The 25,036-nt window shown below is 67.3% G+C and carries 37 protein-coding genes; 32 read left to right on the forward strand and 5 right to left on the reverse strand.

Annotated features, from left to right (window positions below):
• Positions 1 to 11 precede the first annotated feature (11 nt).
• From rplB to rplQ, 26 genes are all read left to right on the forward strand, one after another.
• On the forward strand, positions 12 to 851 hold the full coding sequence (gene rplB, locus M3195_RS09325) for a 50S ribosomal protein L2 (RefSeq protein WP_251586864.1): 840 nt from the start codon (positions 12 to 14) through the stop codon (positions 849 to 851).
• Positions 852 to 863: 12 nt separating this feature from the next.
• Positions 864 to 1,145, forward strand: coding sequence for a 30S ribosomal protein S19 (gene rpsS / locus M3195_RS09330; RefSeq protein ID WP_045249922.1), 282 nt, complete (start codon positions 864 to 866; stop codon positions 1,143 to 1,145).
• A gap of 25 nt (positions 1,146 to 1,170) precedes the next feature.
• Complete coding sequence (rplV, locus tag M3195_RS09335; RefSeq protein WP_025102404.1) at positions 1,171 to 1,569, forward strand: 50S ribosomal protein L22; 399 nt, start codon at positions 1,171 to 1,173, stop codon at positions 1,567 to 1,569.
• The gene (gene rpsC, locus M3195_RS09340) at positions 1,569 to 2,324 is read left to right on the forward strand and encodes a 30S ribosomal protein S3 (RefSeq protein ID WP_050722499.1); all 756 of its coding nucleotides are present in this window, start codon (positions 1,569 to 1,571) and stop codon (positions 2,322 to 2,324) included. Before rplV ends, rpsC begins: the two co-directional genes overlap by 1 nt.
• A complete protein-coding gene (gene rplP, locus M3195_RS09345; protein WP_045275476.1) occupies positions 2,324 to 2,743 on the forward strand; it encodes a 50S ribosomal protein L16 in 420 nt (139 codons plus the stop codon). Before rpsC ends, rplP begins: the two co-directional genes overlap by 1 nt.
• Complete coding sequence (rpmC, locus tag M3195_RS16920; protein ID WP_050722500.1) at positions 2,743 to 3,060, forward strand: 50S ribosomal protein L29; 318 nt, start codon at positions 2,743 to 2,745, stop codon at positions 3,058 to 3,060. Before rplP ends, rpmC begins: the two co-directional genes overlap by 1 nt.
• Positions 3,060 to 3,377 carry a 30S ribosomal protein S17 gene (gene rpsQ / locus M3195_RS09355; protein WP_096715095.1) on the forward strand — a complete coding sequence of 106 codons (318 nt, stop codon included), beginning with the start codon at positions 3,060 to 3,062 and terminating at the stop codon, positions 3,375 to 3,377. The genes rpmC and rpsQ overlap by 1 nt, the downstream gene beginning before the upstream one ends.
• Entirely contained in the window at positions 3,374 to 3,742 is a 369-nt protein-coding gene (gene rplN, locus M3195_RS09360) for a 50S ribosomal protein L14 (protein ID WP_053097479.1), read from the forward strand. Before rpsQ ends, rplN begins: the two co-directional genes overlap by 4 nt.
• A gap of 3 nt (positions 3,743 to 3,745) precedes the next feature.
• A complete protein-coding gene (gene rplX, locus M3195_RS09365; RefSeq protein ID WP_251586866.1) occupies positions 3,746 to 4,093 on the forward strand; it encodes a 50S ribosomal protein L24 in 348 nt (115 codons plus the stop codon).
• Positions 4,093 to 4,683, forward strand: a complete 591-nt coding sequence (gene rplE, locus M3195_RS09370; RefSeq protein WP_096715096.1) for a 50S ribosomal protein L5 — start codon at positions 4,093 to 4,095, stop codon at positions 4,681 to 4,683. Before rplX ends, rplE begins: the two co-directional genes overlap by 1 nt.
• Before the next feature lie 133 nt (positions 4,684 to 4,816).
• Positions 4,817 to 5,215, forward strand: a complete 399-nt coding sequence (rpsH, locus tag M3195_RS09375) for a 30S ribosomal protein S8 (RefSeq protein WP_096715097.1) — start codon at positions 4,817 to 4,819, stop codon at positions 5,213 to 5,215.
• 6 nt (positions 5,216 to 5,221) lie between these two features.
• A complete protein-coding gene (gene rplF / locus M3195_RS09380; RefSeq protein WP_096715098.1) occupies positions 5,222 to 5,758 on the forward strand; it encodes a 50S ribosomal protein L6 in 537 nt (178 codons plus the stop codon).
• Between the two features lie 2 nt (positions 5,759 to 5,760).
• Positions 5,761 to 6,120: a 50S ribosomal protein L18 gene (gene rplR / locus M3195_RS09385; RefSeq protein ID WP_096715099.1), complete on the forward strand. Its 360-nt coding sequence runs from the start codon at positions 5,761 to 5,763 to the stop codon at positions 6,118 to 6,120.
• The gene (gene rpsE, locus M3195_RS09390) at positions 6,117 to 6,818 is read left to right on the forward strand and encodes a 30S ribosomal protein S5 (RefSeq protein ID WP_096715100.1); all 702 of its coding nucleotides are present in this window, start codon (positions 6,117 to 6,119) and stop codon (positions 6,816 to 6,818) included. Before rplR ends, rpsE begins: the two co-directional genes overlap by 4 nt.
• Entirely contained in the window at positions 6,818 to 7,003 is a 186-nt protein-coding gene (gene rpmD / locus M3195_RS09395; RefSeq protein WP_067121122.1) for a 50S ribosomal protein L30, read from the forward strand. The genes rpsE and rpmD overlap by 1 nt, the downstream gene beginning before the upstream one ends.
• Entirely contained in the window at positions 7,003 to 7,632 is a 630-nt protein-coding gene (rplO, locus tag M3195_RS09400) for a 50S ribosomal protein L15 (protein ID WP_251586868.1), read from the forward strand. Before rpmD ends, rplO begins: the two co-directional genes overlap by 1 nt.
• A 104-nt stretch (positions 7,633 to 7,736) precedes the next feature.
• Positions 7,737 to 9,059 (forward strand): preprotein translocase subunit SecY, encoded by a 1,323-nt coding sequence (secY, locus tag M3195_RS09405; protein WP_096715102.1) that lies wholly within the window; start codon positions 7,737 to 7,739, stop codon positions 9,057 to 9,059.
• Positions 9,056 to 9,652, forward strand: a complete 597-nt coding sequence (locus M3195_RS09410; protein ID WP_251586870.1) for an adenylate kinase — start codon at positions 9,056 to 9,058, stop codon at positions 9,650 to 9,652. Before secY ends, M3195_RS09410 begins: the two co-directional genes overlap by 4 nt.
• A 10-nt stretch (positions 9,653 to 9,662) precedes the next feature.
• Entirely contained in the window at positions 9,663 to 10,511 is an 849-nt protein-coding gene (gene map, locus M3195_RS09415) for a type I methionyl aminopeptidase (protein WP_251586872.1), read from the forward strand.
• Between the two features lie 137 nt (positions 10,512 to 10,648).
• On the forward strand, positions 10,649 to 11,320 hold the full coding sequence (locus tag M3195_RS09420) for a DsbA family protein (protein ID WP_251586874.1): 672 nt from the start codon (positions 10,649 to 10,651) through the stop codon (positions 11,318 to 11,320).
• Positions 11,321 to 11,498: 178 nt separating this feature from the next.
• Complete coding sequence (infA, locus tag M3195_RS09425; protein ID WP_028496510.1) at positions 11,499 to 11,720, forward strand: translation initiation factor IF-1; 222 nt, start codon at positions 11,499 to 11,501, stop codon at positions 11,718 to 11,720.
• Between the two features lie 65 nt (positions 11,721 to 11,785).
• Positions 11,786 to 11,902: a 50S ribosomal protein L36 gene (gene rpmJ, locus M3195_RS09430; RefSeq protein WP_005050492.1), complete on the forward strand. Its 117-nt coding sequence runs from the start codon at positions 11,786 to 11,788 to the stop codon at positions 11,900 to 11,902.
• 131 nt (positions 11,903 to 12,033) lie between these two features.
• The gene (gene rpsM / locus M3195_RS09435; protein ID WP_050722514.1) at positions 12,034 to 12,408 is read left to right on the forward strand and encodes a 30S ribosomal protein S13; all 375 of its coding nucleotides are present in this window, start codon (positions 12,034 to 12,036) and stop codon (positions 12,406 to 12,408) included.
• Positions 12,409 to 12,439: 31 nt separating this feature from the next.
• Complete coding sequence (gene rpsK / locus M3195_RS09440; RefSeq protein WP_050722515.1) at positions 12,440 to 12,838, forward strand: 30S ribosomal protein S11; 399 nt, start codon at positions 12,440 to 12,442, stop codon at positions 12,836 to 12,838.
• 129 nt (positions 12,839 to 12,967) lie between these two features.
• Entirely contained in the window at positions 12,968 to 13,957 is a 990-nt protein-coding gene (locus M3195_RS09445) for a DNA-directed RNA polymerase subunit alpha (RefSeq protein ID WP_251586876.1), read from the forward strand.
• A 34-nt stretch (positions 13,958 to 13,991) separates the two neighbouring features.
• Positions 13,992 to 14,555 (forward strand): 50S ribosomal protein L17, encoded by a 564-nt coding sequence (gene rplQ / locus M3195_RS09450; protein WP_251586879.1) that lies wholly within the window; start codon positions 13,992 to 13,994, stop codon positions 14,553 to 14,555.
• Between the two features lie 166 nt (positions 14,556 to 14,721).
• Here rplQ and M3195_RS09455 read toward each other — a convergent pair whose 3' ends face one another.
• Positions 14,722 to 16,296, reverse strand: coding sequence for an AMP-binding protein (locus tag M3195_RS09455; protein ID WP_251586881.1), 1,575 nt, complete (start codon positions 16,294 to 16,296; stop codon positions 14,722 to 14,724).
• Positions 16,297 to 16,412: 116 nt separating this feature from the next.
• On the opposite strand from M3195_RS09455, the gene M3195_RS09460 reads away from it, so the two are divergent.
• The 5 genes from M3195_RS09460 to M3195_RS09480 all read left to right on the forward strand — a co-directional run bounded on the left by M3195_RS09460 (position 16,413) and on the right by M3195_RS09480 (position 19,788).
• Positions 16,413 to 17,213: a sulfite exporter TauE/SafE family protein gene (locus tag M3195_RS09460; protein WP_251586883.1), complete on the forward strand. Its 801-nt coding sequence runs from the start codon at positions 16,413 to 16,415 to the stop codon at positions 17,211 to 17,213.
• A gap of 61 nt (positions 17,214 to 17,274) precedes the next feature.
• Positions 17,275 to 17,730: an FAS1-like dehydratase domain-containing protein gene (locus M3195_RS09465; protein ID WP_251586885.1), complete on the forward strand. Its 456-nt coding sequence runs from the start codon at positions 17,275 to 17,277 to the stop codon at positions 17,728 to 17,730.
• Complete coding sequence (locus tag M3195_RS09470; protein ID WP_251586887.1) at positions 17,730 to 18,128, forward strand: MaoC/PaaZ C-terminal domain-containing protein; 399 nt, start codon at positions 17,730 to 17,732, stop codon at positions 18,126 to 18,128. The genes M3195_RS09465 and M3195_RS09470 overlap by 1 nt, the downstream gene beginning before the upstream one ends.
• A 14-nt stretch (positions 18,129 to 18,142) precedes the next feature.
• Positions 18,143 to 19,273, forward strand: a complete 1,131-nt coding sequence (locus M3195_RS09475; RefSeq protein ID WP_251586889.1) for a UDP-N-acetylmuramate dehydrogenase — start codon at positions 18,143 to 18,145, stop codon at positions 19,271 to 19,273.
• 32 nt (positions 19,274 to 19,305) lie between these two features.
• Complete coding sequence (locus M3195_RS09480; RefSeq protein WP_308211575.1) at positions 19,306 to 19,788, forward strand: VOC family protein; 483 nt, start codon at positions 19,306 to 19,308, stop codon at positions 19,786 to 19,788.
• Here the strand turns inward: M3195_RS09480 and M3195_RS09485 are convergent.
• Together M3195_RS09485 and ald are read right to left on the reverse strand one after the other, a co-directional pair.
• Positions 19,722 to 20,924 carry a pyridoxal phosphate-dependent aminotransferase gene (locus M3195_RS09485; protein WP_251586891.1) on the reverse strand — a complete coding sequence of 401 codons (1,203 nt, stop codon included), beginning with the start codon at positions 20,922 to 20,924 and terminating at the stop codon, positions 19,722 to 19,724. The two genes, M3195_RS09480 and M3195_RS09485, sit on opposite strands and share 67 nt — an antisense overlap.
• Positions 20,925 to 21,005: 81 nt before the next feature.
• Positions 21,006 to 22,100, reverse strand: coding sequence for an alanine dehydrogenase (gene ald / locus M3195_RS09490; protein WP_251586893.1), 1,095 nt, complete (start codon positions 22,098 to 22,100; stop codon positions 21,006 to 21,008).
• A 122-nt stretch (positions 22,101 to 22,222) separates the two neighbouring features.
• Here ald and M3195_RS09495 point away from each other — a divergent pair, with 122 nt between their 5' ends.
• Positions 22,223 to 22,732, forward strand: a complete 510-nt coding sequence (locus M3195_RS09495; protein ID WP_251586895.1) for an Lrp/AsnC family transcriptional regulator — start codon at positions 22,223 to 22,225, stop codon at positions 22,730 to 22,732.
• A 109-nt stretch (positions 22,733 to 22,841) separates the two neighbouring features.
• On the opposite strand, the gene M3195_RS09500 is transcribed toward M3195_RS09495, so the two are convergent.
• Both M3195_RS09500 and aceB read right to left on the reverse strand, forming a co-directional pair.
• Positions 22,842 to 23,276 carry a hypothetical protein gene (locus tag M3195_RS09500; RefSeq protein ID WP_251586897.1) on the reverse strand — a complete coding sequence of 145 codons (435 nt, stop codon included), beginning with the start codon at positions 23,274 to 23,276 and terminating at the stop codon, positions 22,842 to 22,844.
• Between the two features lie 94 nt (positions 23,277 to 23,370).
• Positions 23,371 to 25,020: a malate synthase A gene (aceB, locus tag M3195_RS09505; RefSeq protein WP_251586899.1), complete on the reverse strand. Its 1,650-nt coding sequence runs from the start codon at positions 25,018 to 25,020 to the stop codon at positions 23,371 to 23,373.
• Positions 25,021 to 25,036: the final 16 nt, after the last annotated feature.

Consider the following 25,036-nt stretch of genomic DNA (forward strand, 5'->3'; position numbering starts at 1 on the left):
AAAGGACAATCATGGCTATTCGCAAGTACAAGCCCACGACCCCGGGCCGCCGCGGCTCGTCGGTGGCTGACTTCGCCGAGATCACCCGATCGACGCCGGAGAAGTCGCTGCTGCGCCCGCTCGCCAAGACCGGTGGTCGCAACAACCAGGGCCGCATCACGACCCGTCACATCGGTGGTGGCCACAAGCGCCAGTACCGCGTCATCGACTTCCGTCGCAACGACAAGGACGGCGTCAACGCCAAGGTCGCTCACATCGAGTACGACCCCAACCGCACGGCTCGCATCGCGCTGCTGCACTACTTCGACGGCGAGAAGCGCTACATCATCGCGCCGAACAAGCTGAAGCAGGGCGACATCGTCGAGTCGGGCGCAGGCGCCGACATCAAGCCGGGCAACAACCTCCCGCTTAAGAACATCCCGACCGGTACGGTGATCCACGCGATCGAGCTCCGTCCCGGCGGCGGTGCGAAGCTCGCGCGTTCGGCCGGTGCATCCGTCCGTCTCGTCGCGAAGGACGGCCCCTACGCTCAGCTGCGTCTCCCCTCGGGCGAGATCCGCAACGTCGATGCGCGCTGCCGCGCGACCATCGGCGAGGTCGGCAACGCCGAGCAGTCGAACATCAACTGGGGCAAGGCCGGCCGCAAGCGCTGGCTCGGCGTCCGTCCCACCGTCCGCGGTGTCGCGATGAACCCGGTCGACCACCCGCACGGTGGTGGTGAGGGCAAGACGTCCGGTGGTCGTCACCCCGTCACCCCCTGGGGCCAGGCTGAGGGCCGTACCCGTCACGCCAACAAGGAAAGCGACAAGTACATCGTGCGTCGCCGTAACGCCGGCAAGAAGCGCAAGTAGGAGTAAGAGAAGATGCCTCGCAGTCTCAAGAAGGGCCCCTTCGTCGACGAGCACCTGCTTCGCAAGGTGATCGGTCAGAACGAAGCCGGCACGAAGAACGTCATCAAGACCTGGTCGCGTCGGTCCATGATCATCCCGGCCATGCTGGGTCACACGATCGCGGTCCACGACGGTCGCAAGCACATCCCCGTGTTTGTCTCCGAGACCATGGTCGGTCACAAGCTGGGCGAGTTCGCGCCCACCCGCACCTTCCGCGGCCACGAGAAGGACGACAAGAAGGGCCGCCGCCGCTGACGCGGGGGCGATAGAGGAGAGAGAAATGGTGGAGTCCATCGCACGCGTGCGACACATCCGCGTGACCCCTCAGAAGGCTCGTCGTGTCGTCGCGCTCATCAAGGGCAAGCAGGCCCAGGAAGCTCTCGCGATCCTGAAGTTCGCACAGCAGAGCGCCAGTGAGCCGATCTACAAGCTTGTCGCGTCGGCCATGGCCAACGCGCAGGTCAAGGCGGATCGTGACGGCGAGTACCTCGACGAGCAGGACCTGTACGTGAAGAACGCGTACGTGGACGAGGGCACGACGCTCAAGCGTTTCCAGCCCCGTGCACAGGGTCGCGCTTTCCAGATCAAGAAGCGCACGAGCCACATCACGGTCGTGCTCTCGACGCCTGAGGCGGCTCCGGCCGCTGCGGGCGACAGCAACAAGAAGGCGAGCAAGTAATGGGACAGAAGGTAAACCCGTACGGCTTCCGCCTCGGCATCACCACGGACCACGTGTCGCGCTGGTTCTCGGACTCGACGAAGCCGGGTCAGCGTTACGCCGACTACGTGGCCGAGGACATCAAGATCCGTCGTCTGCTGCAGACGCAGCTCGACCGCGCCGGTGTCTCGAACATCGAGATCGAGCGCACCCGTGACCGCGTCCGCGTCGACATCCACACCGCCCGTCCGGGCATCGTGATCGGTCGTCGTGGTGCAGAGGCCGAGCGCATCCGCGGCGACCTCGAGAAGCTCACGGGCAAGCAGATCCAGCTGAACATCCTCGAGGTGAAGAACCCCGAGGCCGACGCTCAGCTCGTCGCGCAGGGCATCGCCGAGCAGCTCTCTGCTCGTGTGGCGTTCCGTCGCGCGATGCGCAAGGGTCTCCAGGGCGCGCAGCGCGCTGGTGCCAAGGGCATCCGCATCCAGGTCTCCGGCCGCCTCGGCGGCGCCGAGATGAGCCGCTCGGAGTTCTACCGCGAGGGTCGTGTGCCGCTGCACACGCTGCGCGCGAACATCGACTACGGCTTCTACGAGGCCAAGACCACCTTCGGCCGCATCGGCGTGAAGGTCTGGATCTACAAGGGCGACCTGACCAACAAGGAGCTTGCTCGCGAGCAGGCCAACGCACCGAAGTCCCGTCGTGACGACCGTGGTGGCGACCGCCGCCGCGCGCCCCGCAACGAGGCTCCCGTCGCAGAAGGAGCGTCTGCCTGATGCTTATCCCCCGCAAGGTCAAGTACCGCAAGCAGCACCACCCGAAGCGCGATGGCCAGGCCACCGGCGGCACGAAGGTCTCCTTCGGCGAGTTCGGCATCCAGGCTCTGACCCCGGCGTACGTGACGAACCGTCAGATCGAGTCCGCTCGTATCGCGATGACCCGTCACATCAAGCGTGGTGGAAAGGTGTGGATCAACATCTACCCCGACCGCCCGCTCACCAAGAAGCCGGCTGAGACCCGCATGGGTTCCGGTAAGGGCTCGCCCGAGTGGTGGGTCGCCAACGTCAAGCCGGGTCGCGTCCTCTTCGAGGTCGCCGGTGTCAACGAGGAACTCGCTCGTGAAGCACTGACCCGAGCAATCCACAAGCTGCCGCTCAAGGCACGCATCATCAAGCGCGAGGAGGGCGACGCGTAATGGCGATCGGCACCAAGGAGCTCGCTCCGGCAGAGCTCGACACGTTCGAAGACCAGCGCCTCGTTGAGGAGCTGCGCAAGGCCAAGGAGGAGCTGTTCAACCTCCGTTTCCAGTCGGCCACCGGCCAGCTGGAGAGCCACGGCCGCATCCGCGCCGTCAAGCGCGACATCGCGCGCCTCTACACCGTGATCCGCGAGCGCGAGCTGGGCATCCGTGCGACGCCCGCTCCCGTCGAGGCTCCGGCCAAGAAGGCGTCCAAGTCGAAGGCGAAGAAGGCGGATGCCGCTGACGACGCCGTGAAGGAAGAGGCCGAGTGATGGCTGAGAAGAAGGCTGCAGCCGCTGAGGTCGAGCACGCCGCGCACGATGTGCGCGACGCCGAGGCCCGCGGTTACCGCAAGGCCCGTCGTGGCTACGTCGTCAGCGACAAGATGGACAAGACCATCGTGGTCGAGGTCGAGGACCGCGTGAAGCACCCGCTTTACGGCAAGGTCATCCGCCGCACCTCGAAGGTCAAGGCGCACGATGAGGCGAACTCCGCCGGCATCGGCGACCTCGTCCTGATCAACGAGACCCGCCCGCTGAGCGCCACCAAGCGCTGGCGTCTGGTGGAGATTCTGGAGAAGGCCAAGTGATTCAGCAGGAGTCTCGCCTCAAGGTCGCCGACAACACCGGCGCGAAGGAACTGCTCACGATCCGCGTTCTCGGTGGCTCGCGCCGCCGCTACGCCGGTCTGGGCGACACCATCGTCGCGACGGTCAAGGACGCGATCCCGGGCGGAAACGTCAAGAAGGGCGATGTGGTCAAGGCCGTCATCGTCCGCACGGTCAAGTCCACGCGCCGTCCCGACGGCTCGTACATCAAGTTCGACGAGAACGCCGCCGTGATCCTGAAGAACGACGGGGAGCCCCGCGGCACCCGCATCTTCGGCCCGGTCGGCCGTGAGCTTCGCGACAAGAAGTTCATGAAGATCGTCTCGCTGGCGCCGGAGGTTATCTAAGTCATGGCGAAGATCAAGAAGGGTGACCTGGTTCAGGTCATCACCGGACCCAAGGACGAGCGCGGCAAGCAGGGCAAGGTCCTCGAGATCCTGTCCGAGCGCAACCGCGTCGTCGTCGAGGGCGTGAATTACGTCACCAAGCACACGCGTGTCGGTCAGACGCAGCGTGGCACCAAGACGGGTGGCCTCGAGACCGTCGAGGCTCCCATCCACATCTCGAACGTCGCACTCGTCGACCCCTCGACCAAGAAGCCGACCAAGGTCGGTCACCGTATCGAGGAGCAGACCAAGGACGGCGTCAAGCGCACCGTCCGCGTGCGCTTCGCGAAGAAGAGCGGTAAGGACCTCTGATGGCAACCGAGACTGCCGTGGAGGCTGGCAAGATCCAGCCCCGCCTGAAGCAGAAGTACAACGCTGAGATCAAGAAGGCGCTGCAGGACGAGTTCGGCTACGCGAACGTCATGCAGATCCCCGGCCTGGTCAAGGTCGTCGTGAACACCGGTGTCGGCGAGGCAGCTCGCGACAGCAAGGTGATCGATGGTGCGGTCGACGACCTCACCAAGATCACCGGCCAGAAGCCGATCGTCACGAAGGCCCGCAAGTCCATCGCGCAGTTCAAGCTGCGCGAGGGTCAGGCCATCGGCGCGCACGTCACCCTCCGCGGTGACCGCGCGTGGGAGTTCGTCGACCGCCTGGTCTCGCTCGCACTGCCCCGCATCCGCGACTTCCGCGGACTGTCGGCCAAGCAGTTCGACGGCAACGGCAACTACACCTTCGGTCTCCAGGAGCAGAGCGTGTTCCACGAGATCGACCAGGACAAGATCGACCGGGTTCGCGGTTTCGACATCACCGTCGTCACCACCGCGAAGACGGATGACGAGGGTCGCGCCCTGCTGCGTCACCTCGGCTTCCCGTTCCGGTCGGACGACGCCCAGGCGTAACACCTTCGACGGGCTCAGGGGCCGGTGGTCACTGAGCCCGTCGTAGTGCACGTACAATTGAAGATTGCGTGCTCATCGCAGGCCGTCTGTCGTGTAACGGCAGCCGGAACCTCATGAACGAAGGAAAACACCCATGACAATGACAGACCCGGTCGCAGACATGCTGACCCGTCTGCGCAACGCGAACTCGGCGCACCACGACTCCGTGACCCTGCCGTCGAGCAAGCTGAAGACGCACATCGCCGAGATCCTCCAGCAGGAGGGTTACATCGCCGGTTGGGAGACCGCTCCCGCCCGCGTCGGCACCAACCTCACGCTGCAGCTCAAGTACGGTCCCAACCGTGAGCGTTCGATCGCGGGCATCAAGCGCGTGTCGAAGCCCGGTCTCCGCGTGTACGCGAAGTCGACCGAGCTCCCCAAGGTCCTCGGCGGCCTCGGCGTGGCCATCCTGTCCACCTCCTCCGGTCTTCTCACCGACCGTCAGGCTGAGCAGAAGGGCGTGGGCGGAGAAGTTCTCGCCTACGTGTGGTGATCCCAGATGTCGCGTATCGGACGACTTCCCATCGACGTTCCCGCGGGCGTGACCGTTTCGGTCGACGGCCGTGAGGTCGCGGTGAAGGGCCCCAAGGGTGAGCTCACCCTCACGGTGGCCACCCCCATCGAGGTCGCGGTGGAGGAGAACCAGGTTCTCGTCACCCGTCCCGACGACGAGCGTGAGTCGCGGTCGCTCCACGGCCTGACCCGCACTCTCATCAACAACAACATCATCGGCGTGACCCAGGGCTACTCCAAGGGCCTCGAGGTCGTCGGCACCGGTTACCGCGTGGCGCAGAAGGGCAGCTCGGTCGAGTTCGCCCTCGGCTTCTCGCACCCGGTCCTCATCGACCCGCCCGCCGGCATCACGCTCACGGTCGAGGGCACGAACAAGCTCACCGTCAGCGGGATCGACAAGCAGGCTGTCGGCGAGGCAGCTGCCAACATCCGCAAGATCCGCAAGCCCGAGCCGTACAAGGGCAAGGGCGTGCGCTACGCCGGCGAGAACGTGCGTCGCAAGGCCGGAAAGAGTGGTAAGTAACCATGGCTCTCAAGTCAAAGTCTGACGCCCGCGCGCGTCGTCACGCCCGCCTTCGCAAGAAGGTCGTGGGCACCGAGGTGCGTCCGCGCCTCGTCGTCAACCGTTCGGCTCGCCACGTCTTCGTGCAGCTCGTCGACGACAGCAAGGGTCACACCGTTGCGTCGGCTTCGACGCTCGAGACCGACCTGCGCGGGTTCGAGGGTGACAAGACCGCCAAGGCCCGCAAGGTCGGTGAGCTCGTCGCCGAGCGTGCGAAGGCCGCCGGCGTTTCCGAGGCAGTGTTCGACCGTGGCGGCAACCGCTACGCGGGTCGTGTCGCCGCCATCGCCGAGGGCGCTCGTGAAGGAGGCCTGGCACTGTGAGTGACAACAAGGAGAACGAAGTGACCGAAGCGGCTGCTGCCACTTCCGAGACCGCTGCGGGCACCACGCAGTCCGAGCCGTCTCGCGACCAGCGCGACGGTCGCCGTGGCGGCCGTGGCGACCGCAACCAGGGCGGCCGCGACCGCAACTCGCGCGACCGCGGCGACAACCAGTTCTTGGAGCGCGTCGTCACCATCAACCGCGTCTCGAAGGTCGTGAAGGGTGGTCGTCGCTTCAGCTTCACCGCTCTCGTGGTCGTCGGCGACGGCAACGGTCTGGTGGGCGTCGGCTACGGCAAGGCCCGTGAGGTGCCTCTGGCGATCTCGAAGGGCGTCGAAGAGGCCAAGCGCAACTTCTTCCGCGTGCCGCGCGTCGCGAGCACCATCCCGCACCCCGTGCAGGGTGAGGCCGCAGCCGGCGTCGTGCTGCTGCGTCCGGCCGCTGCCGGTACCGGTGTCATCGCGGGTGGTCCCGTGCGCGCCGTGCTCGAGTGCGCCGGTATCCACGACGTGCTGTCGAAGTCGCTCGGCTCGTCGAACACGATCAACATCGTGCACGCGACGGTGGAGGCGCTGAAGCAGCTCGAGGAGCCCCGTGCGGTCGCCGCTCGTCGTGGCCTCGAGTTCGACCAGGTCGCCCCCGCGCGTCTTGTCCGCGCCGAGGCTGACGCCATCGCCGCACAGAAGGTAGGTGCCTGATGGCCGCCCGGCTCAAGGTCACGCAGATCAAGTCCAAGGTGAGTGAGAAGCAGAACCAGCGCGACACGCTGCGTTCGCTCGGTCTCAAGCGGATCGGTGACAGCACCGTCCGTCCCGACGACGCGCAGACGCGCGGCTACGTCAAGACCGTCGCGCACCTCGTGAAGGTTGAGGAGATCGACTAATGGCTGAGAAGAACGAAGCCGCAGGCGCCGAGAAGGCCCCGAAGAAGGCTGCCGCTCCCAAGGCTGCCGCCGAGAAGAAGCCCGCCGCCAAGAAGTCGTCCGCTGCTGCGGCCGACGCCAAGGCCGAGGCTCCCGCCAAGAAGCCCGCCGCCAAGAAGGCCGCGCCGAAGACGGATGCTCCGGCCTCCCGTCCCGGCGTCCTCAAGGTGCACCACCTGCGTCCGGTCCCCGGATCCAACACCGCGAAGACCCGTGTCGGTCGCGGTGAGGGCTCCAAGGGCAAGACCGCGGGTCGTGGTACCAAGGGCACCAAGGCTCGCAACACCGTTCGCGTCGGTTTCGAGGGTGGGCAGATGCCTCTGCACATGCGCACCCCGAAGCTGCGCGGTTTCAAGAACCCGTTCCGCGTCGAGTACCAGGTCGTGAACCTGGAGAAGCTCGCGGAGCTCTACCCCCAGGGCGGCGACGTCACGGTGAGCGACCTGGTCGCCAAGGGTGCGGTTCGCAAGAACGAGAAGGTCAAGGTTCTCGGGAACGGCGACATCGCCGTGAAGCTCACCGTCGCGGTCGACAAGGTCTCGGGTTCTGCCGAGCAGAAGATCGTGGCTGCGGGCGGATCCGTCAAGTAACCACTTCATGAGAGGGGTCGGAGATTCTCCGGCCCCTCTTATGGGTTAGCCTGTTCTTTCAGCCGTCCCTCAGGGATCGGCAACCTTTTCAGGAGGAACGTCCCTTGTTTAGCGCCATCGCGCGGATCTTCCGCACGCCCGACCTGCGTCGGAAGATCGGTTTCACTCTCGCCATCGTCGCGATCTACCGACTCGGCTCCAACGTCCCCGCTCCGTTCGTGAACTTCCCGAACGTCGAGGAGTGCCTCGCTCTGAACTCGGGCACCGAGGGACTGCTGGGTCTGGTCAATCTCTTCTCCGGCGGGGCGCTCCTCCAGCTCTCCATCTTCGCGCTGGGTGTGATGCCGTACATCACGGCGACGATCATCACCCAGCTGCTGCGCGTGGTCATCCCGCACTTCGAGGCCCTGCACAAAGAGGGTCAGGCCGGCCAGTCGAAGCTGACCCAGTACACGCGCTACCTCACGATCGCCCTGGCACTGCTGCAGTCGACCACGCTCGTGACGGTGGCCCGCAGCGGCCAACTGTTCGGCACGACCGACGTGGCCGCGTGCCAGAACCTCCTGACGAACGACGTCTGGTGGGCGCAGCTGCTCATCATCATGGCGATGACCGCCGGCACCGGCCTCATCATGTGGTTCGCCGAGCTCGTCACCGAGCGCGGCATCGGCAACGGCATGTCGCTGCTGATCTTCACCTCCATCGCGGCCACCTTCCCCGGCGCCATGTGGCTCATCTGGGAGAGCCGCGGCTTCGAGGTCTTCCTGCTCGTGCTCCTCGTCGGCATCATCGTGATGGGCCTCGTCGTGTTCGTCGAGCAGTCGCAGCGGCGCATCCCGGTGCAGTACGCGAAGCGCATGGTCGGTCGCCGCACGTTCGGCGGCACGAACACCTACATCCCGATCAAGGTGAACATGGCGGGTGTGATCCCCGTGATCTTCGCGTCCTCGCTGCTGTACATCCCCGCGCTCATCGCGCAGTTCAACACCCCGCAGGACGGCTCCGAGCCGGCCGCGTGGGTCACCTGGATCAGCACGTACTTCACCACGGGCAACCACCCGATCTACATGGCGGCGTACTTCCTGCTGATCATCGGGTTCACTTACTTCTACGTCGCGATCACGTTCAACCCGGTCGAGGTCGCCGACAACATGAAGAAGTACGGCGGTTTCATCCCCGGCATCCGCGCCGGTCGTCCGACCGCCGAGTACCTCGACTACGTGCTCACGCGCATCACGCTGCCCGGCTCGATCTACCTCGGTCTGATCGCGCTGATCCCGCTCATCGCCCTGGCCACCGTCGGCGCCAACCAGAACTTCCCGTTCGGCGGCGCCTCGATCCTCATCATCGTCGGTGTGGGTCTCGAGACGGTCAAGCAGATCGATGCGCAGCTGCAGCAGCGTCACTACGAAGGGCTCCTCCGATGACAGCATCCGCTCGTCTTCTCATCGTCGGTCCGCAGGGCTCGGGTAAGGGCACGCAGGGCGTCCGCATCGCGGAGTCCTACGGCATCCCCGTGGTCTCGACCGGTGACATGTTCCGCGCGAACATCAAGGAGGGCACGCCCCTCGGCCAGCAGGTCACCGAGATCCTCGACAAGGGCGACCTCGTCCCCGACGAGCTCACGAGCGAGATCGTGCGCGACCGACTGTTGCAGGACGACGCGGCGAACGGGTTCCTGCTCGACGGCTACCCGCGCAACACCGCGCAGGTGGCGCACCTCGAGGAGTTCCTCGGCGAGCGTGGCGAGTCTCTGGATGCCGTCATCCTGCTGGACGTGCCGCGTGACGAGAGCATCTCCCGCCTGAAGCTCCGCGCGGCGGAGCAGGGACGCTCCGACGACACCGATGCCGCGATCGCGCACCGACTCGACATCTATGAGCACGAGACCGCACCGATCCTCGAGGTCTACGGGGAGCGCGGCATCGTCGACCGGATCGACGGCGTCGGCTCGCTCGACGAGATCACCGAGCGCGTGTTCGCGGCGCTGGCTGCGCGCGGCCTCCGCCTCGCCGCCTGATCGCCTTACGATGTTCCGCCGGTCGATCTACAAGACCCCCGCTCAGCTCCGCTCGATGGTCGAGCCGGGTCTCATCACGGCGGCGGCACTGGATGCCGTACGTCCGTTGATCCGCCCTGGGGTCACGACTCTCGAGCTGGATGCCGAGGCGAACCGCGTCATCCTCGAACGCGGCGCCGAGTCGAACTTCCAGCTCGTGCGCGGCTATCGCCACACGACCTGCGTCTCGGTGAACGAGGAGGTCGTGCACGGCATCCCGGGCGAACGCGTCCTCGAAGCCGGCGACATCGTCTCGATCGACTGTGGGGCGCAGTACCAGGGGTGGAACGGCGACAGCGCGATCACGGTCGTGGTGCCCGACGCCGAACGGCCCGAGCTCGTCGCCCGGCGCGAGGAGCTCTCGCGCGTGACCGAGGGGTCGATGTGGGCGGGTATCGCGGCGATGGCCACGGCGCGTCACCTCGGCGACATCGGCGCGGCGATCCAGGGGTACATCGAGGAGCAGGGCGTCTCGTCTGTCTCCGGCCGCACCTACGGCATCCTGCGCGAGTACGTCGGCCATGGGATCGGTCGCAAGATGCACGAGGCGCCGAGCGTGTTCAACTACCGGACACCCGACCCTGGGGCGGAGGTCAAACCAGGACTCGTCCTCGCGATCGAGCCAATGGTGACCGCCGGGGGAGAGGAGACCTTCGTCGAGGACGACGACTGGACCGTGTCCACGACCGACGGCTCCGACGGCTCGCATTGGGAGCACAGCGTCGCCCTGCATGCGGACGGCATCTGGGTGCTCACCGCGTCCGACGGGGGAGCGGCCGGGCTCGCGCCCTTCGGTGTGACCCCCGCACCGATCGCGTAACGAGGTCGTATCGGCCGCCGCCGTCACAACCGGCGCATAGGTTTCTGCGGGCACAATAGGTGTGTATGGGTGCGCATGCATCCGCAGACTTCACGCCGGATCCGCCGCGAGCGGACCTCGACAGAAACGGAAAATCCATGGCGGCCGCGAAGAGCAGCAACACCAACTGGTTCGTGATCGGCGTCTCGGCGGCCGTGGTGGTCGTGCTGGCCGTCCTCGCGTTCGTCGTCGTCCTTCTGAACAATCAGGCGACCGATCCCGGCGCGGCTCCGAAGAGCAACGACACTTTCAATTCCGAGACAGGCTCCATCGCCTTCGGCGACGGAGACGACACCGTGTCGATTTTCGTCGACTTCCAGTGCCCTGTCTGCAAGAGCTTCGAGGAGCAGTACGGCGCCGACCTCGAAGCGGCGGCAGCCGACGGGCGCATCACCCTCGAGTATCACCCGATCGCCATTCTCGACCGCTTCTCGCAGGGCACCGATTTCTCGTCCCGCTCCGCAGGCGCCGCTGTCTGCGTTGCCGAGTCGAACCCCGACCTCTACCTGGACTACGCGAAGACACTCTTCGACAACCAGCCGGCGGAGAACTCCAGCGGTCTCACGAACGATCAGCTGGCCGACTTCGCCACTCAGGTCGGCGCGGACGACGCCGTCTCCTGCATCACCGACGAGACGTACCGCAAGTTCGGCGCGGCGCAGGCCAAGAAGAACGAGATCAGCGGCACCCCGACCGTCGAGCTCAACGGCACCCGTCTCAACCTCCAGGACCAGGCCGACTTCAAGAAGTTCACCGACCTGCTCGGCTGAGCGGTCGCACACGCGACAAGGGAGTTCCGGCATCCTGCTCAGGTTGCCGGAACTCCCTTCGTCGTCTAACATAGATCTTTGGTGCCTTGCGCCTTGATTCGGCGTGTCCGAGTCGGCGAGACGCCGCAATCCCACTCACAACGCAGATCGACCGGTCTGCAGAAGCGCAAGCGAGGCTATGGCTAAGAAAGACGGTGTCATCGAGATCGAGGGCGTGATCTCCGAGGCTCTGCCCAACGCGATGTTCCGCGTCGAGCTCACCAACGGACACAAGGTCCTGGCGACGATCTCCGGAAAGATGCGGCAGAACTACATCCGCATCATCCCCGAGGACCGTGTGGTCGTGGAGCTCAGCCCCTACGACCTGACCCGAGGCCGCATCGTCTACCGCTACCGCTGATCGGTCGAGAAGTAACACCCCAGGCATCCGTGCCTGCCCGGTGAAGACAGCGAACAGGAATCATCATGAAGGTCAACCCCAGCGTCAAGCCCATCTGCGACCACTGCAAGGTGATCCGCCGTCACGGCCGCGTCATGGTGATCTGCAAGAGCAACCCGCGCCATAAGCAGCGCCAGGGCTGATCGACCGGATCTGACTCACAACTCAATACACACGACGGCAGGATCAGATCCCACTCCGGTGGGGGACACCTCGGGGCGGAGGCCCGGGCACCGATCCTGCTCCACACCTCCACCACACTCAGGAGAACCGCATGGCACGTCTTGCCGGCGTTGACATCCCGCGCGACAAGCGCGTGGTGATCGCCCTTACCTACATCTACGGCGTCGGCCGTACCCGCTCGGTCGAGATCCTCAAGGCCACCGAGATCGACGAGTCGATCCGCGTGAAGGACCTTTCGGACGACCAGCTCGTCGCACTCCGCGACTACATCGAAGGCAACTACAAGGTGGAGGGTGACCTGCGCCGCGAGGTCGCCGCAGACATCCGCCGCAAGGTCGAGATCGGCTCCTACGAGGGCATCCGCCACCGTCGTGGCCTCCCGGTCCGTGGTCAGCGCACCAAGACCAACGCCCGTACCCGCAAGGGCCCGAAGCGCACCGTCGCCGGCAAGAAGAAGGCCCGCTAAGCGCGGCCCCAGGGACTAGGAGAACACTTTCATGGCTGCACCCAAGGCCGCCGCGCGCAAGCCGCGCCGCAAGGAGAAGAAGAACATCGCGCTGGGCCAGGCCCACATCAAGTCGACGTTCAACAACACCATCGTTTCGATCACCGACCCGTCCGGCGCCGTCATCGCCTGGGCATCGTCGGGTGGCGTGGGCTTCAAGGGCTCGCGCAAGTCGACCCCGTACGCCGCCGGTATGGCTGCCGAGTCCGCCGCCCGTCAGGCCGCGGAGCACGGCGTCAAGAAGGTCGACGTCCTCGTGAAGGGTCCGGGCTCCGGCCGCGAGACCGCGATCCGCTCGCTCCAGGCCGCAGGCCTCGAGGTCGGCTCGATCTCGGACGTCACCCCGCAGGCGCACAACGGCTGCCGCCCGCCGAAGCGTCGCCGCGTCTGACCCGGCTCGTTGAGCCGTCCGCCCTCGAGGCGGGCGGCTCAACGCCCGTCAGCGGGCATCGACTTCCACAACTCAAGACCTCACCCACCACATGTCATATAGCGGGCATGTGATCGAAAGGAACACAGAGTGCTTATTGCACAGCGTCCCACACTCACCGAGGAAAAGATCGTCGAGAACCGGAGCCGGTTCATCATCGAGCCTCTGGAGCCCGGCTTCGGATACACGATCGGCAACGCGCTCCGTCGCAGCCTGCTGTCGTCGATCCCCGGCGCTGCCGTCACGAGCGTTCGCATCGACGGCGTGCTGCACGAGTTCAGCACCATCCCCGGCGTGAAGGAGGATGTCACCGAGATCATCCTCAACATCAAGCAGCTCGTCGTCTCGAGCGAGCGCGACGAGCCCATCACCGCGTACCTGCGCAAGACCGGTGCCGGTGAAGTGACCGCCGCCGACATCTCGGCTCCGGCCGGTGTCGAGGTGCACAACCCCGAGCTCGTCATCGCCACGCTGAACGACACGGCGAAGTTCGAGCTGGAGCTCACGATCGAGCGCGGCCGCGGCTACGTCTCGGCGACGCAGAACCGCAACGAGTACGCCGAGGCCGGTCAGATCCCGATCGACTCGATCTACTCGCCGGTCCTCAAGGTCAGCTACCGCGTCGACGCCACCCGTGCCGGTGAGCGCACCGACTTCGACAAGCTCATCCTTGACGTCGAGACGAAGAACTCGATCAGCCCCCGCGACGCCGTCGCCTCGGCTGCCAAGACGCTCACGGAGCTGTTCGGTCTCGCCCGCGAGCTGAACGTCGAGGCCGAGGGCATCGAGATCGGCCCGGCGCCGGTGGAGGCTGTGAACTCCAGCGAGCTGTCGATGCCGATCGAGGACCTCGACCTGTCCGTGCGCTCGTACAACTGCCTGAAGCGCGAAGGCATCAACACCGTTTCGGAGCTCGTCGCCCTCTCGGAGACGCAGCTCATGAACATCCGCAATTTCGGCCAGAAGTCGGTCGACGAGGTGCGCGACAAGCTCATCTCGCTCGGTCTGTCGCTCAAGGATTCGGTGCCCGGTTTCGACGGCGCCCACTTCTACGGCGGCAGCGAAGACGAGTCCTTCTGATACCCGACCCTTCCTGACCAGGAGTTAGACGATTATGCCCAAGCCCACCAAGGGTCCCCGCCTCGGAGGCGGCCCCGCCCACGAGCGCCTGCTGCTTGCCAACCTCGCGGCGGCCCTGTTCACCCACAAGTCGATCAAGACGACCGAGACCAAGGCCAAGCGCCTGCGTCCGCTCGCCGAGCGCCTGATCACCTTCGCCAAGCGTGGAGACCTTCACGCTCGTCGCCGTGTCCTCTCGGTCATCGGTGACAAGGACGTCGTGCACACGCTGTTCGCCGAGATCGCTCCGCTCGTCGCGGAGCGCGAGGGCGGCTACACGCGCATCACCAAGGTCGGCAACCGCAAGGGCGACAACGCTCCCATGGCCGTGATCGAGCTCGTCCTCGAGCCCGTCACCCCGAAGGCGAAGTCGACCAAGAAGGCTGCTCCGGCTGCCGCTGCGCCCGCCGCCGAGGAGAAGCCCGCCGAGGAGGCTCCCGTCGAGGAGACCACCGAGGAGGCTCCGGCCGACGAGACCGCTGCCGACGCCGGCGCCGAGTCGCAGGCCGAGGGCGAGGCCGCTGAGGCTGCCGCCGAGGACGCTGTCGAGAACAAGTAACCTCTCGCCTCACACGAAGCCCGCCATCCCTCCCGGGGTGGCGGGCTTCGTCGTATCGTGGACGCTGTCGTGTCCCGATACGCGGACGGCATCCCGATCCGCGGATGCATCGAGGGGTTCGATCCGCGGATCGGGACCACGTCCGCAGATCGGGCCCGGAGCGGGGTCAGGGGCGGGCGCGAAGGTCTTTCCGGAGGATCTTGCCCGACGCCGACTTGGGTATCGCGTCGATGAACTCGACCTGACGCACCTTCTCGTGCGGCGCCACCTGGGCGGTGACGTGAGCGATCACGGCATCCGCGTCGAGGTCGGCGCCCTGCTGGCGGACGACGAAGGCCTTCGGCACCTCCTGGCCCTCATCATCGGGACTGCCGATCACGGCGGCGTCAGCGATGGATGGATGTTCCAGCAGCACCGCCTCGAGCACGGCCGGCGCTACCTGGTAGCCCTTGTACTTGATGAGCTCCTTGAGTCGGTCGACGATGCGGAACACGCCATCGGCCGTGACCGTGGCGACGTCGCCCGTGTGCAGCCAGCCGTCGGCATCCAGCATCTCGGTCGTCGCATCCGGACGGTTCAGATACCCCGCCATGACCTGCGGACCGCGGATGAGGATCTCGCCAGGCTCACTCGCGCCGGAATCGGGGATCTCCACGTCGCTGCCGTCGTCGGCGAGAAGCCGTGCCTCGGTGTTCGCGAGCAGCAGTCCGACCGACGAGCGGTCGATGTCGGGGCGGTCGTAGGGTATGGCATGGGTGACCGGGCTCGTCTCCGTCATGCCGTATCCCTGGCACACGATGCAGTCGAGGCGGGTGGCGACGGCAGTGGCGAGCGCGCCGTCGAGCGGCGCTGCGCCCGAGAAGATCACCTTCACCGACGACATGTCGTACTCGTCGACGAGCGGGTGCTTCGCGAGGGCGACGGCGATGGGCGGGGCGATGAACACCCAGCTCGTCCGGTGCTCCTGCACGACCCGGAGGAAGTCGGTGAGGTCGAACCTCGGCATGGTCACGAGCGCCGCCCGCTGCCGCAGCGCGAAGTTCAGCAGCACGGTCATGCCGTAGATGTGGAAGAAGGGGAGCACGGCCAGCACGCGGTCGTCGTCGGCGAGCGAGATCGACGAGCGGCACTGGCTCACGTTCGCGACGAGGTTGCGGTGGGTGAGCATCACGCCCTTCGGCCGCCCCGTCGTGCCGGAGGAGTACGGGAGCACCGCGAGGTGCGTCGCCGGGTCGAAAGACACCTCGGGCGCGCTGCGCCGCTCTCCGAGCAGAGCGGGGAGCGACGGGTGCCCGTCGGCGCCGTCGAGAACGATCACATGGTCGGCGTCGATGCCGACGCGCTGGGCCGCGGCCCAGGCCCCGGGGAGCAGAGGCGAAACGGTCACGAGCCAGGTGGCTCCGGCATCCGTGAGCTGGTTCGCGATCTCGTCGGGCGTGTAGAGCGAGTTGATCGTCGTCGCGGTCGCGCCTGCGCGCAGGATCCCGTGGAACACCGTCGCGAACGCGGGGACGTTCGGGCACAGCACACCGACGACCGTGCCGACCTCGACGCCGCGATGCGCGAGCGCGCCAGCGAAAAGGTCGATGTGTTCGACGAGCTGCCGGTAGGTCGTGGTCGCCCCGCTCGTGCCGTCGATGAGCGCGATGGCATCGAGCCGGCCTTCGTCGAGGTCGCCGAACAGGAAGTCGTGGATGGACGTCGCGGGGATCTCGACGTCGGGAAAGGAACTGCGCACCATGAGATCTCCTTCGATCCGACTCGGACGGCCTCGTCCGGTGCGATCCAGTGTCGCATGAAAGGGCACTCGGTCCCAGGGTGATCTCGACGAGGATGCCGCGAGAGTAGGCTGTTCCGGTGAGTGAAGCGCAGACCCTGAACCGAGGGCCCCGCGCCGTCGTCTCCTTCGTCGTCATCGGCCTGACCGCCGGCCTGCTCTCCGGACTGTTCGGGGTCGGCGGGGGCACGGTGATCGTCCCGCTCCTCGTGCTGTTCCTGCACTTCAACCAGCGGCTCGGGGCGGGCACGTCTCTGGCCGCGATCGTGCCCACCGCCACGGTCGGTGTCGTGTCGTACGCCCTGCACGGCTCCGTCGCATGGATCCCCGCGCTCATCCTCGCCGCGGGATCGGTCGTCGGCGCGCAGATCGGGACCCGATTGCTGCCCCGCATCTCGCAGACCACCCTGCGGTGGTTCTTCGTCGGCTTCCTCGTCGTCGTGATCGTCAGCCTCTTCCTCGTCATCCCGTCGCGCGACGCCGTGTTCGAGCTGTCCGTCATCAGCGGAGTCGCGCTCGTCGTGGTGGGTGTCGCGACCGGCATCCTCTCGGGGCTCATCGGCGTCGGAGGCGGGATCGTCGTCGTCCCCGTGCTCATGCTCGCGTTCGGCACGAGCGACCTCGTGGCCAAGGGCACGTCGATGCTCATGATGATCCCCACCGCGATCTCGGGCACCATCGGCAATCTCCGCAACCACAACGTCGACATCGTCGCCGCGGCCATCGTGGGCGTCTCGGCCTGCACCACCACCGCTCTCGGCGCCTGGCTGGCGACGATCATCGATCCCGTGGTCGCGAACATGCTGTTCGCGGCATACCTCGTGGTGATCGCCGTGCAGATGGCGATGAAGGCGATCAAGGGTCGGCGGAAGAACGGCTGACCTCAGGTTTCCTCCGGTCCTCCCGGTCCTTATCGGAGCGACGAGAACGTAGGATCGAGGGGTGGCAGTGAACCAAGAACTGATCGGTCGGGAGTTCCCGCCGACCGCCCCCTACCTCGTCGGTCGTGAGAAGGTTCGCGAGTTCGCTCGCGCGGTCTTCGCCGACGCCCCGCAGCACACCGACGTCGACGCCGCGCGTGCCGCCGGCTTCTCCGACGTCGTCGCGCCGCCGACGTTCGCCATGGTGATCCAGGACCTCACGCTGCAGCAGCTGCTGAGCGAGCCGGACTCGGGCATCGAGTTGGCTCGTACGATCCACGCCGAGCAGCGCTTCGCCTACTCGCGGCCGATCGTCGCGGGCGATGAGCTCACCGCCCAGCTGCGGGTCACCGGCATCCGCATGATGGGCGGCAACGCCATGATCACCAGCGAGGCCGAGATCGCGGATGCCGAGGGCGAGCACGTCGTGACCGCGACGAGCGTTCTGCTCGTCGGTGCGGAAGAGGGAGCGCAGTGATGTCGTACGCCGTCGGAGACGTGATCGCGGAGCGCACCGTGCACCTCACGCGCGAGTCCCTCGTGCGCTACGCCGGAGCCTCGGGCGACTTCAACCCGATCCACTACCGCGATGACGTCGCCGCAGCGGTCGGACTGCCCGGAGTCCTCGCGCACGGCATGCTCACCATGGGCATCGCCTCGTCGGTGGTCATCGCGGCGCTCGAGCCGACCGCCCGTGTCCTCGACTACGGTGTGCGGTTCACGAAGCCCGTCGTCGTCGACCCGGAGAACGGTGCCGACCTGCACGTGCTCGCGACCGTGGGCGCCGTGGACGACAACGCCACACGCATCGACCTGAAGGTCACGTTCGGCGAGGCGACCGTGCTCGTCAAGGCGCAGCTGCGCGTCGCCGCGTGATGGAGGACTCCGTGGTGCGCGAGACGGAGCCGCTGCAGCTCTCGACGCTGACGACCCTGGGCACCGGCGGGGCACCGGAGCGGATGCTGGAGGCCACCACGCGCGACGAGCTGATCGACGCGCTCCGGGACGTGTGGTCGCGCGGCGAGGCCCTGCTCGTGCTCGGCGGAGGGTCGAATCTCTTCGTCGGCGATGAGTCGTTCGAGGGCACCGTCGTGCGCGTCATGACCCAGGGAATCGAGGAGCTGCCGTCGCCGCACCCCGGGCGCATCCGTCTGCGCGTCGAGGCGGGGCATGGTTGGGACGCTCTCGTCGCCTACGCGGTCGAGCACGGGTACGCCGGTCTCGAGGCGATGAGTGGCATTCCCGGCACCGTCGGCGCCGCGCCCGTGCAGAACATCGGCGCCTACGGCCAGGAGATCCAGGAGACCCTGGTCGAGGTCGACCTCATCGACGAGTCCACCGGCGAGGTGTCGACTGTGCCGGCTGCCGATCTCGGTCTCGGCTTCCGCACGTCGGTCTTCAAGCATCACTACGGCAGCGAGCCCGAGCGTCGCGCCGTGATCCTCTCCGTGACGGTCGATCTCCTCGTCGCCGGCGAGCGGGTGGTGCGCGGCGAACAGCTGCGACGCGCGCTCGGGCTGAGCTCGGACGAGCCCGTGCCTCTCGCGCGGGTTCGCGAACGCATCCTCGCCACACGGGCCTCGAAGGGGATGCTGTGGAATGAAGACGACCCCGACACGCACGGCGTCGGCTCGTTCTTCCAGAACGCGATCGTGCCCGAGTCCATCGCCCGCTCACTCCCGCCGGAGTGCCCTCGTTGGCCGGTGGCGCCCGATCTCGACGCGGTGACGGTCATCCCGCTGCACTCGTACGAGGGCCTCGTGCCCGCGGCGAAGACCGAGGCGCCCGAGGTCAAGGTCAGCGCCGCCTGGCTCATCGAGCAGGCCGGGATCCGCAAGGGATTCACGCTCCCGAGGTCGCGCGCGTCGGTCTCGACGAAGCATGCGCTCGCGCTCACCAATCGCGGCGGTGCGACGGCCGCGGAGGTGTCGGAGCTCGCACGCTTCATCCAGAGCCGGGTCCACGCCGAGTTCGGACTCGTGCTGCAGCCGGAGCCGGTGCTGCTCGGCGTGGAGCTGTAAGCCGCGTCGGAGGTTCGCCGTACACTCGCCGCATGAGTGGACTCATCCCGTACCTGCTGTTCCCCGGTAACGCCGCAGAGGCGCTGGAGCTGTACCGCGGGGTGTTCGGCGGTGAGCTTCACACCATGACGTACGCGGATGCCGGTCGGCACGACGGTCCGGCCGACGCTATCGCGCACGGCCAGCTCACGGGTCCGGTGGCACTCGCAGGCGCGGACGCCGGCGCCGACGACGACGCGGTGCAGATGAGCGGGATGTTCCTGTCACTGCTCGGCACGGCCGACGCCACGACGCTCACGAGCTGGTTCGATCAGCTGTCGTCGGAAGGACGCGTGATCGACGCGCTGCAGAAGCGGCCGTGGGGCGACTACGACGGCACGCTCGTGGACCGCTACGGCATCCGCTGGCTGATCGGCTTCCGCGGGGCGACTGATCGCCCTCGTCGCGATCAGGAGGCGAACAGGCGCTGCAGGCGCTGTACGCCCTCGAGCAGCTGGTCGTCGCCCAGCGCGTAGGACATGCGGATGTAGCCGGACGGGCCGAAGGCCTCGCCGGGAACCACAGCGACCTCGGCCTGCTCGAGGATCAGGTCGGCGAGCTCGAGCGAGGTCGTCGGCGTCACGCCGCCCCACGTGCGGCCGAGCAGGCCCTGCACGTCGGGGTAGACGTAGAACGCACCCAGCGGGTTCGGCACGACGAGACCGTCGATCTTCGACAGCTCGGAGACGATGAGGCGGCGGCGGCGGTCGAACGCCTCGCGCATCTGCTCGGCCTCGGTCTGCGGGCCGTTCAGAGCGGCGATCGCGGCCTTCTGCGCCACGTTGTTCACGTTGCTCGACAGGTGCGACTGCAGGTTGCCGGCGATCTTGATGGCGTCGGCCGGGCCGACCATCCAGCCCACGCGCCATCCGGTCATGGCGTAGGTCTTGGCGACGCCGTTCACGAGGATCGTCTGGTTCGCGACTTCGGGAACGGCCGCGACGATCGAGGTCGCCGTCGTGCCCTCGTAGGTGAGGTTCTGGTAGATCTCGTCGCTGATCACCCAGATGCCGTGCTCGAGCGCCCACTCGCCGATGGCCTTGGTCTCCTCGGCGGTGTAGACGGACCCGGTCGGGTTCGAGGGCGAGACAAAGACGAGGACCGTGGTGCGGTGGGTGCGCGCGGCCTCGAGCTGCTCGACCGTCACCTTGTAGTCCTGGTCGGCGCCCGCGAAGACCTCGACCGGTGTGCCGTCGGCGAGGCGGATCGCCTCGGGGTACGTCGTCCAGTATGGGGCGGGCAGCAGCACCTCGTCGCCCGGGTTCACGACTGCCTGGAAGGCCTGGTACACCGACTGCTTGCCGCCGTTGGTCACGATGACCTGTGACGGCGAGGCGTCGAGGCCCGAGTCCCGCAGCGTCTTGGCCGCGATCGCCTCGCGCAGCGCGGGCAGGCCGGGAGCCGGCGTGTACCGGTAGCTGGCCGGGTCCGCGAGCGCCTCGGCCGCGGCATCCACGATGAACTGCGGGGTCGCGAAGTCCGGCTCGCCTGCGGCGTACGAGATGACGTCCTTGCCCTCGGCCTTGAGGGCCTTGGCCTTGGCGTCGACCTTGAGGGTCGCCGATTCTGCGATGGCGGACAGCTTGCGGGAGAGAGGTGCGCGTTCGGTCACGGTATCGAGCGTACCCGGGTCGGTGTCGCGCAGGAGGGGTGCGTCGACATCAAGAATGTCCGTTCTTTCGCGCTGAGCCGGTCAGACCGTCGCGAAGCCGTGGGCCTGGGCGACGGCATCCAGCGTGATGCGTCCGCCCTGCACGTTCAGGCCCTTCGCCAGCGACGGGTCGTCGGCCGCCGCGCGCTCCCAGCCCTTGCCGGCGATCGCCGAGACGTAGGGGAGCGTGGCGTTCGTGAGCGACCGCGTCGCCGTCTCGGGGACGGCCCCTGGCATGTTCGCGACGCAGTAGTAGATCGAGTCGTGCACGGCGAACGTCGGGTCGTCGTGGGTCGTGGGGCGCGAGCCCTCGAAGCATCCGCCCTGGTCGATCGCGATGTCGACGAGCACAGAGCCCGGCTTCATCGCCGCGACCATCTCGTCGGTGACGAGCTTGGGGGCCGCCGCTCCCGGGATCAGCACCGAACCGATCACGAGATCAGCGGTCGTGAGCGCCTCGGCGATGTCGTAGCGGCTCGACGCGCGGGTCTCGAGCGCGCCGCCGTAGCGGTGCTCCAGCTCGCGCAGCCGGGGCAGCGAGATGTCGATCACCGTGACCTGCGATCCGAGACCGAGCGCGTTGGCCGCAGCGTGCTCGCCCGCGACGCCGCCGCCGATCACGACGGTCTTGGCACGAGGCGCCCCGGCGATACCGCCCATCAACACTCCGCGGCCGCCGGCCGAGCGCATGAGTGAGTACGAGGCCATCGTGACCGACAGGCGTCCGGCGATCTCGCTCATCGGGATCAGCAGGGGCAGGCTGCGGTCCGGCAGCTGCACGGTCTCGTAGGCGACGGCCGTCGTGCCCGCGTCGACGAGGGCGGTCGTGAGCGCGCGATCGGCGGCGAGGTGCAGATACGTGAACAGCGTCAGGTCGTCGCGCAGGAAGCCGTACTCCTGGGCGATCGGCTCCTTGACCTTGATGAGCAGCTCCGCTTCGCCCCAGGTCTCCTCCGCCGTCTCGACGATCTCGGCTCCCGCGGCGCGATAGGCATCGTCGGAGATGCCTGAGCCGACGCCGGCACCCGACTGCACGAGGACGCGGTGGCCCTCGTGGACGAGGCGGTCAGCACCCGCGGGGGTGAGCGCGGTGCGGTTCTCGTTGTTCTTGACCTCGGTGGGCACGCCGATCTTCATCGATCCTCCTGGTGTCGCGGGGCGGGGCGGTGCGGTGCGTCAAGAATCGCAGAAACATCGGAATCACAACAGAATCCCTGAAGAAGATTCGACCACGAGCGGCATCCTGAATAATCATTCGCATGGATGCCACCTTCGAACCCGCGCAGGCGAAGACTCTTCGGGCGCCTGCGCTCGATGCGACGGACGCCGAGATCGTGCGGCTGCTCAGCGCAGACGGTCGCATGACGAACGCCGAGCTGGCCTCGCACCTGGGCGTCGCCCCGTCGACGGCGCACACCCGGCTGCGCGCGCTCGTCGAGCGCGGGGTGATCACCGGATTCCACGCGAGCGTCGACGAGCGGATGCTGGGCGCCGGCCTGCAGGCGGTCATCGGCGTGACGCTGCGTCCGAGCGGGCGACGTGAGAGCATCGTCGAGTTCGCCGACCGGGTGCGCGTACTGCCGCAGGTCATCCAGGTGTTCTTCCTCGGCGGCGACGACGACTTCCTGCTGCATATCGCGGTCGCGGACTCCTCCGAGATGCGGGAGTTCGTGCTGGAGCACCTGTCGGCCCAGTCGAGCGTCGCCTCAACCCGCACGAGCATCGTCTTCGACTACCACCGCAACTCGGTGGCGGCGCCGTTCCGCTGACGCGGGCACTGAACCACGATGCATGCCGGATGCACGCATGCAGGTCGGCCGGCCGGCATCCGACCTGCATCAGTGTTTCAGGCCTGCAAGTGGGCTCTGATTGCGGAGCTCAGGCGCCGAAGGATGCCGGAAGGGCGCAGTAGTCCGCGAATCGGCGCGAAGGATTCGCCGGATCCGTCAAATCGACGAGCGCGGAGGCGACCGAGTGCGGCTGCTCGTCGCCCGCGAGCTGCCACAGCGTGAAGTTCCACAGGCCGCGCGACCTCTCGCTCAGCAGGGCAGCGGGTCCCGAGACGATGAGCGCGGTGCCCTCGGCGGCTTCCGCGCGGAACGGCGCGATGACGTCGGTGCGCAGGGCCTGGTCGTCGCCGTCGGCGGTGTGCGCGCGTGCGACGGTCTGGCCCGCGTCGGTCAGCGCCGCGGCCAGGTCGTCGGCGGCGCGGCGCGAGCGCTCGGCATCCGCTCCAGCGACGGCGAGCAGACGCTTCCCCCGGGGGTAGAGGTGCAGGAATTCCGAGGTGATCCCATTCCAGACGTCGGTCATGTCTTCAGGCTACGCCCGCTCGGACGGGCGGGGGTCGGAACGCGGAGGGGCCGGATGCCGCGCGGCATCCGGCCCCTCCTGCAGCAGGTCAGGCCTAGTCGACGAGGAACCGCGAGTAGGCGCCGACGGTGAGGAACGCGGGGAACTCCGGCTGCAACGCGACCTCGCGGAACACGTCCGCTGCGTCGTCGAAGCGGTCTCCGGCCGACCGGGTGGCCCGCGCGAGAACGTCGCCGATCAACCCCTCGACGTACTCCGCCGTGATCGGCGTTCCGTCGTCGGTCGTGCGGTCCTGGTGGATCCACTGCCACACCTGGGAGCGGCTGATCTCGGCGGTCGCGGCATCCTCCATCAGATTGTCGATGGCCACGGCGCCGAGACCGCGCAACCAGGCCTCGAGGTATCGAATCGCCACAGAGACGTTGTCGCGCACGCCCTGCGCGGTGATCGGGCGCCCGATGTGCAGGTCGAGCAGGTCCTCCGGCGCGACGGACACGTCGGGCCGCTGCCGGTCGACCTGGTTCGGGCGGTCGCCGAGCACGGCGTCGAACTCGGCCTGCGCGGTCGGGATCAGGTCGGGGTGGGCGACCCACGTGCCGTCGAACCCGTCGCCGGCCTCGCGCTTCTTGTCGGCCGACACCCTCTCGATCGCCCGGGCAGTGACCTCGGGGTCGCGACGGTTCGGGATGAACGCGCTCATGCCGCCGATCGCATACGCTCCCCGCTTGTGGCAGGTCTGCACGAGCAGCTCCGTGTAGGCCCGCATGAACGGCACCGTCATCGTCACCTCGCTGCGGTCGGGGAGCACGAAGCGGGCGCCACGGCCGCGGTAGTTCTTGATGATGGAGAAGATGTAGTCCCAGCGTCCCGCGTTGAGCCCGGCGCAGTGGTCGCGCAGCTCGTACAGGATCTCGTCCATCTCGAACGCCGCGGGCAGCGTCTCGATCAGCACGGTCGCGCGGATCGTGCCGTGGGGGATGCCGATGTACTCCTCGCTGAACGAGAAGACGTCGTCCCACAGCTTCGCCTCCTCGCTCGACTCCAGCTTCGCGAGGTAGAAGTATGGACCTCGGCCGTTCGCGATGAGCTCCTGCGCGTTGTGCAGGAAGTACAGCCCGAAGTCGACGAGCGAGCCGGATGCCGCGGTGCGGCGCCCCGCGCGATCGATGAAGGCGAGGTGCTTCTCGGGCAGGTGCCAGCCGCGCGGCCGCATCACGATCGTGGGGGTGCGCTCCGCCGTGACGCGGTACTCCTTGCCCTCGGGGGACGTGAAGGAGAGCTCGCCGTGGATCGCGTCGCGGAGCGACAGCTGCCCCTCGATCACGTTCTTCCAGGTGGGGCTGGTCGCATCCTCCTGGTCGGCGAGCCAGACGCGCGCGCCGGAGTTCAGCGCGTTGATCGTCATCTTCGGGTCGGTGGGTCCGGTGATCTCGACGCGGCGGTCCTCCAGGCCGGGGCCGGCGCCGGCGACCCGCCACGACACGTCGTCACGGATGTGCCGGGTGTCGTCGCGGAACCGCGGGTCATGGCCGTTGCCGATCTCGAAGCGTCGCCGCATCCGGTCGGCGAGACGGTCGTGCCGACGCGACGCGAAGCGATGGTGCAGTTCGGTGAGGAACGCGATCGCCTCGGGCGTGAGGATCTCGGTGTAGCGCTCGCGGATCGGGCCGGTGATCGTGATGGCCGGACCCTGCTGAATGGTCTGGACGGGAGCGGTGGTCGGGGGAGCGGTGGGAATGGTCATGATCGGAGTCCTTTGA

Source organism: Microbacterium hydrocarbonoxydans, from assembly GCF_023715885.1.
GTDB classification, from domain to species: domain Bacteria; phylum Actinomycetota; class Actinomycetes; order Actinomycetales; family Microbacteriaceae; genus Microbacterium; species Microbacterium hydrocarbonoxydans_C.

What these genes read in the sequence shown, in the direction of transcription:
- M3195_RS09455 (WP_251586881.1), bottom strand. Translation starts at nt 16,296, where the DNA reads ATGGTGCGCAGTTCCTTTCCCGACGTCGAGATCCCCGCGACGTCCATC.
- M3195_RS09420 (WP_251586874.1), top strand. Translation starts at nt 10,649, where the DNA reads ATGGCGGCCGCGAAGAGCAGCAACACCAACTGGTTCGTGATCGGCGTC.
- rpsQ (WP_096715095.1), top strand. Translation starts at nt 3,060, where the DNA reads ATGGCTGAGAAGAAGGCTGCAGCCGCTGAGGTCGAGCACGCCGCGCAC.
- rplX (WP_251586866.1), top strand. Translation starts at nt 3,746, where the DNA reads ATGGCGAAGATCAAGAAGGGTGACCTGGTTCAGGTCATCACCGGACCC.
- rplO (WP_251586868.1), top strand. Translation starts at nt 7,003, where the DNA reads ATGGCTGAGAAGAACGAAGCCGCAGGCGCCGAGAAGGCCCCGAAGAAG.
- infA (WP_028496510.1), top strand. Translation starts at nt 11,499, where the DNA reads ATGGCTAAGAAAGACGGTGTCATCGAGATCGAGGGCGTGATCTCCGAG.
- rplV (WP_025102404.1), top strand. Translation starts at nt 1,171, where the DNA reads ATGGTGGAGTCCATCGCACGCGTGCGACACATCCGCGTGACCCCTCAG.
- rplP (WP_045275476.1), top strand. Translation starts at nt 2,324, where the DNA reads ATGCTTATCCCCCGCAAGGTCAAGTACCGCAAGCAGCACCACCCGAAG.
- rpmJ (WP_005050492.1), top strand. Translation starts at nt 11,786, where the DNA reads ATGAAGGTCAACCCCAGCGTCAAGCCCATCTGCGACCACTGCAAGGTG.
- map (WP_251586872.1), top strand. Translation starts at nt 9,663, where the DNA reads ATGTTCCGCCGGTCGATCTACAAGACCCCCGCTCAGCTCCGCTCGATG.
- rplF (WP_096715098.1), top strand. Translation starts at nt 5,222, where the DNA reads ATGTCGCGTATCGGACGACTTCCCATCGACGTTCCCGCGGGCGTGACC.
- rpsK (WP_050722515.1), top strand. Translation starts at nt 12,440, where the DNA reads ATGGCTGCACCCAAGGCCGCCGCGCGCAAGCCGCGCCGCAAGGAGAAG.
- aceB (WP_251586899.1), bottom strand. Translation starts at nt 25,020, where the DNA reads ATGACCATTCCCACCGCTCCCCCGACCACCGCTCCCGTCCAGACCATT.
- M3195_RS09500 (WP_251586897.1), bottom strand. Translation starts at nt 23,276, where the DNA reads ATGACCGACGTCTGGAATGGGATCACCTCGGAATTCCTGCACCTCTAC.
- rplE (WP_096715096.1), top strand. Translation starts at nt 4,093, where the DNA reads ATGGCAACCGAGACTGCCGTGGAGGCTGGCAAGATCCAGCCCCGCCTG.
- rpsH (WP_096715097.1), top strand. Translation starts at nt 4,817, where the DNA reads ATGACAATGACAGACCCGGTCGCAGACATGCTGACCCGTCTGCGCAAC.
- rpsS (WP_045249922.1), top strand. Translation starts at nt 864, where the DNA reads ATGCCTCGCAGTCTCAAGAAGGGCCCCTTCGTCGACGAGCACCTGCTT.
- rplR (WP_096715099.1), top strand. Translation starts at nt 5,761, where the DNA reads ATGGCTCTCAAGTCAAAGTCTGACGCCCGCGCGCGTCGTCACGCCCGC.
- rpsC (WP_050722499.1), top strand. Translation starts at nt 1,569, where the DNA reads ATGGGACAGAAGGTAAACCCGTACGGCTTCCGCCTCGGCATCACCACG.
- M3195_RS09495 (WP_251586895.1), top strand. Translation starts at nt 22,223, where the DNA reads ATGGATGCCACCTTCGAACCCGCGCAGGCGAAGACTCTTCGGGCGCCT.
- rplB (WP_251586864.1), top strand. Translation starts at nt 12, where the DNA reads ATGGCTATTCGCAAGTACAAGCCCACGACCCCGGGCCGCCGCGGCTCG.
- M3195_RS09480 (WP_308211575.1), top strand. Translation starts at nt 19,306, where the DNA reads ATGAGTGGACTCATCCCGTACCTGCTGTTCCCCGGTAACGCCGCAGAG.
- ald (WP_251586893.1), bottom strand. Translation starts at nt 22,100, where the DNA reads ATGAAGATCGGCGTGCCCACCGAGGTCAAGAACAACGAGAACCGCACC.
- rpsM (WP_050722514.1), top strand. Translation starts at nt 12,034, where the DNA reads ATGGCACGTCTTGCCGGCGTTGACATCCCGCGCGACAAGCGCGTGGTG.
- rpmD (WP_067121122.1), top strand. Translation starts at nt 6,818, where the DNA reads ATGGCCGCCCGGCTCAAGGTCACGCAGATCAAGTCCAAGGTGAGTGAG.
- rpmC (WP_050722500.1), top strand. Translation starts at nt 2,743, where the DNA reads ATGGCGATCGGCACCAAGGAGCTCGCTCCGGCAGAGCTCGACACGTTC.
- rplQ (WP_251586879.1), top strand. Translation starts at nt 13,992, where the DNA reads ATGCCCAAGCCCACCAAGGGTCCCCGCCTCGGAGGCGGCCCCGCCCAC.
- M3195_RS09410 (WP_251586870.1), top strand. Translation starts at nt 9,056, where the DNA reads ATGACAGCATCCGCTCGTCTTCTCATCGTCGGTCCGCAGGGCTCGGGT.
- M3195_RS09470 (WP_251586887.1), top strand. Translation starts at nt 17,730, where the DNA reads ATGTCGTACGCCGTCGGAGACGTGATCGCGGAGCGCACCGTGCACCTC.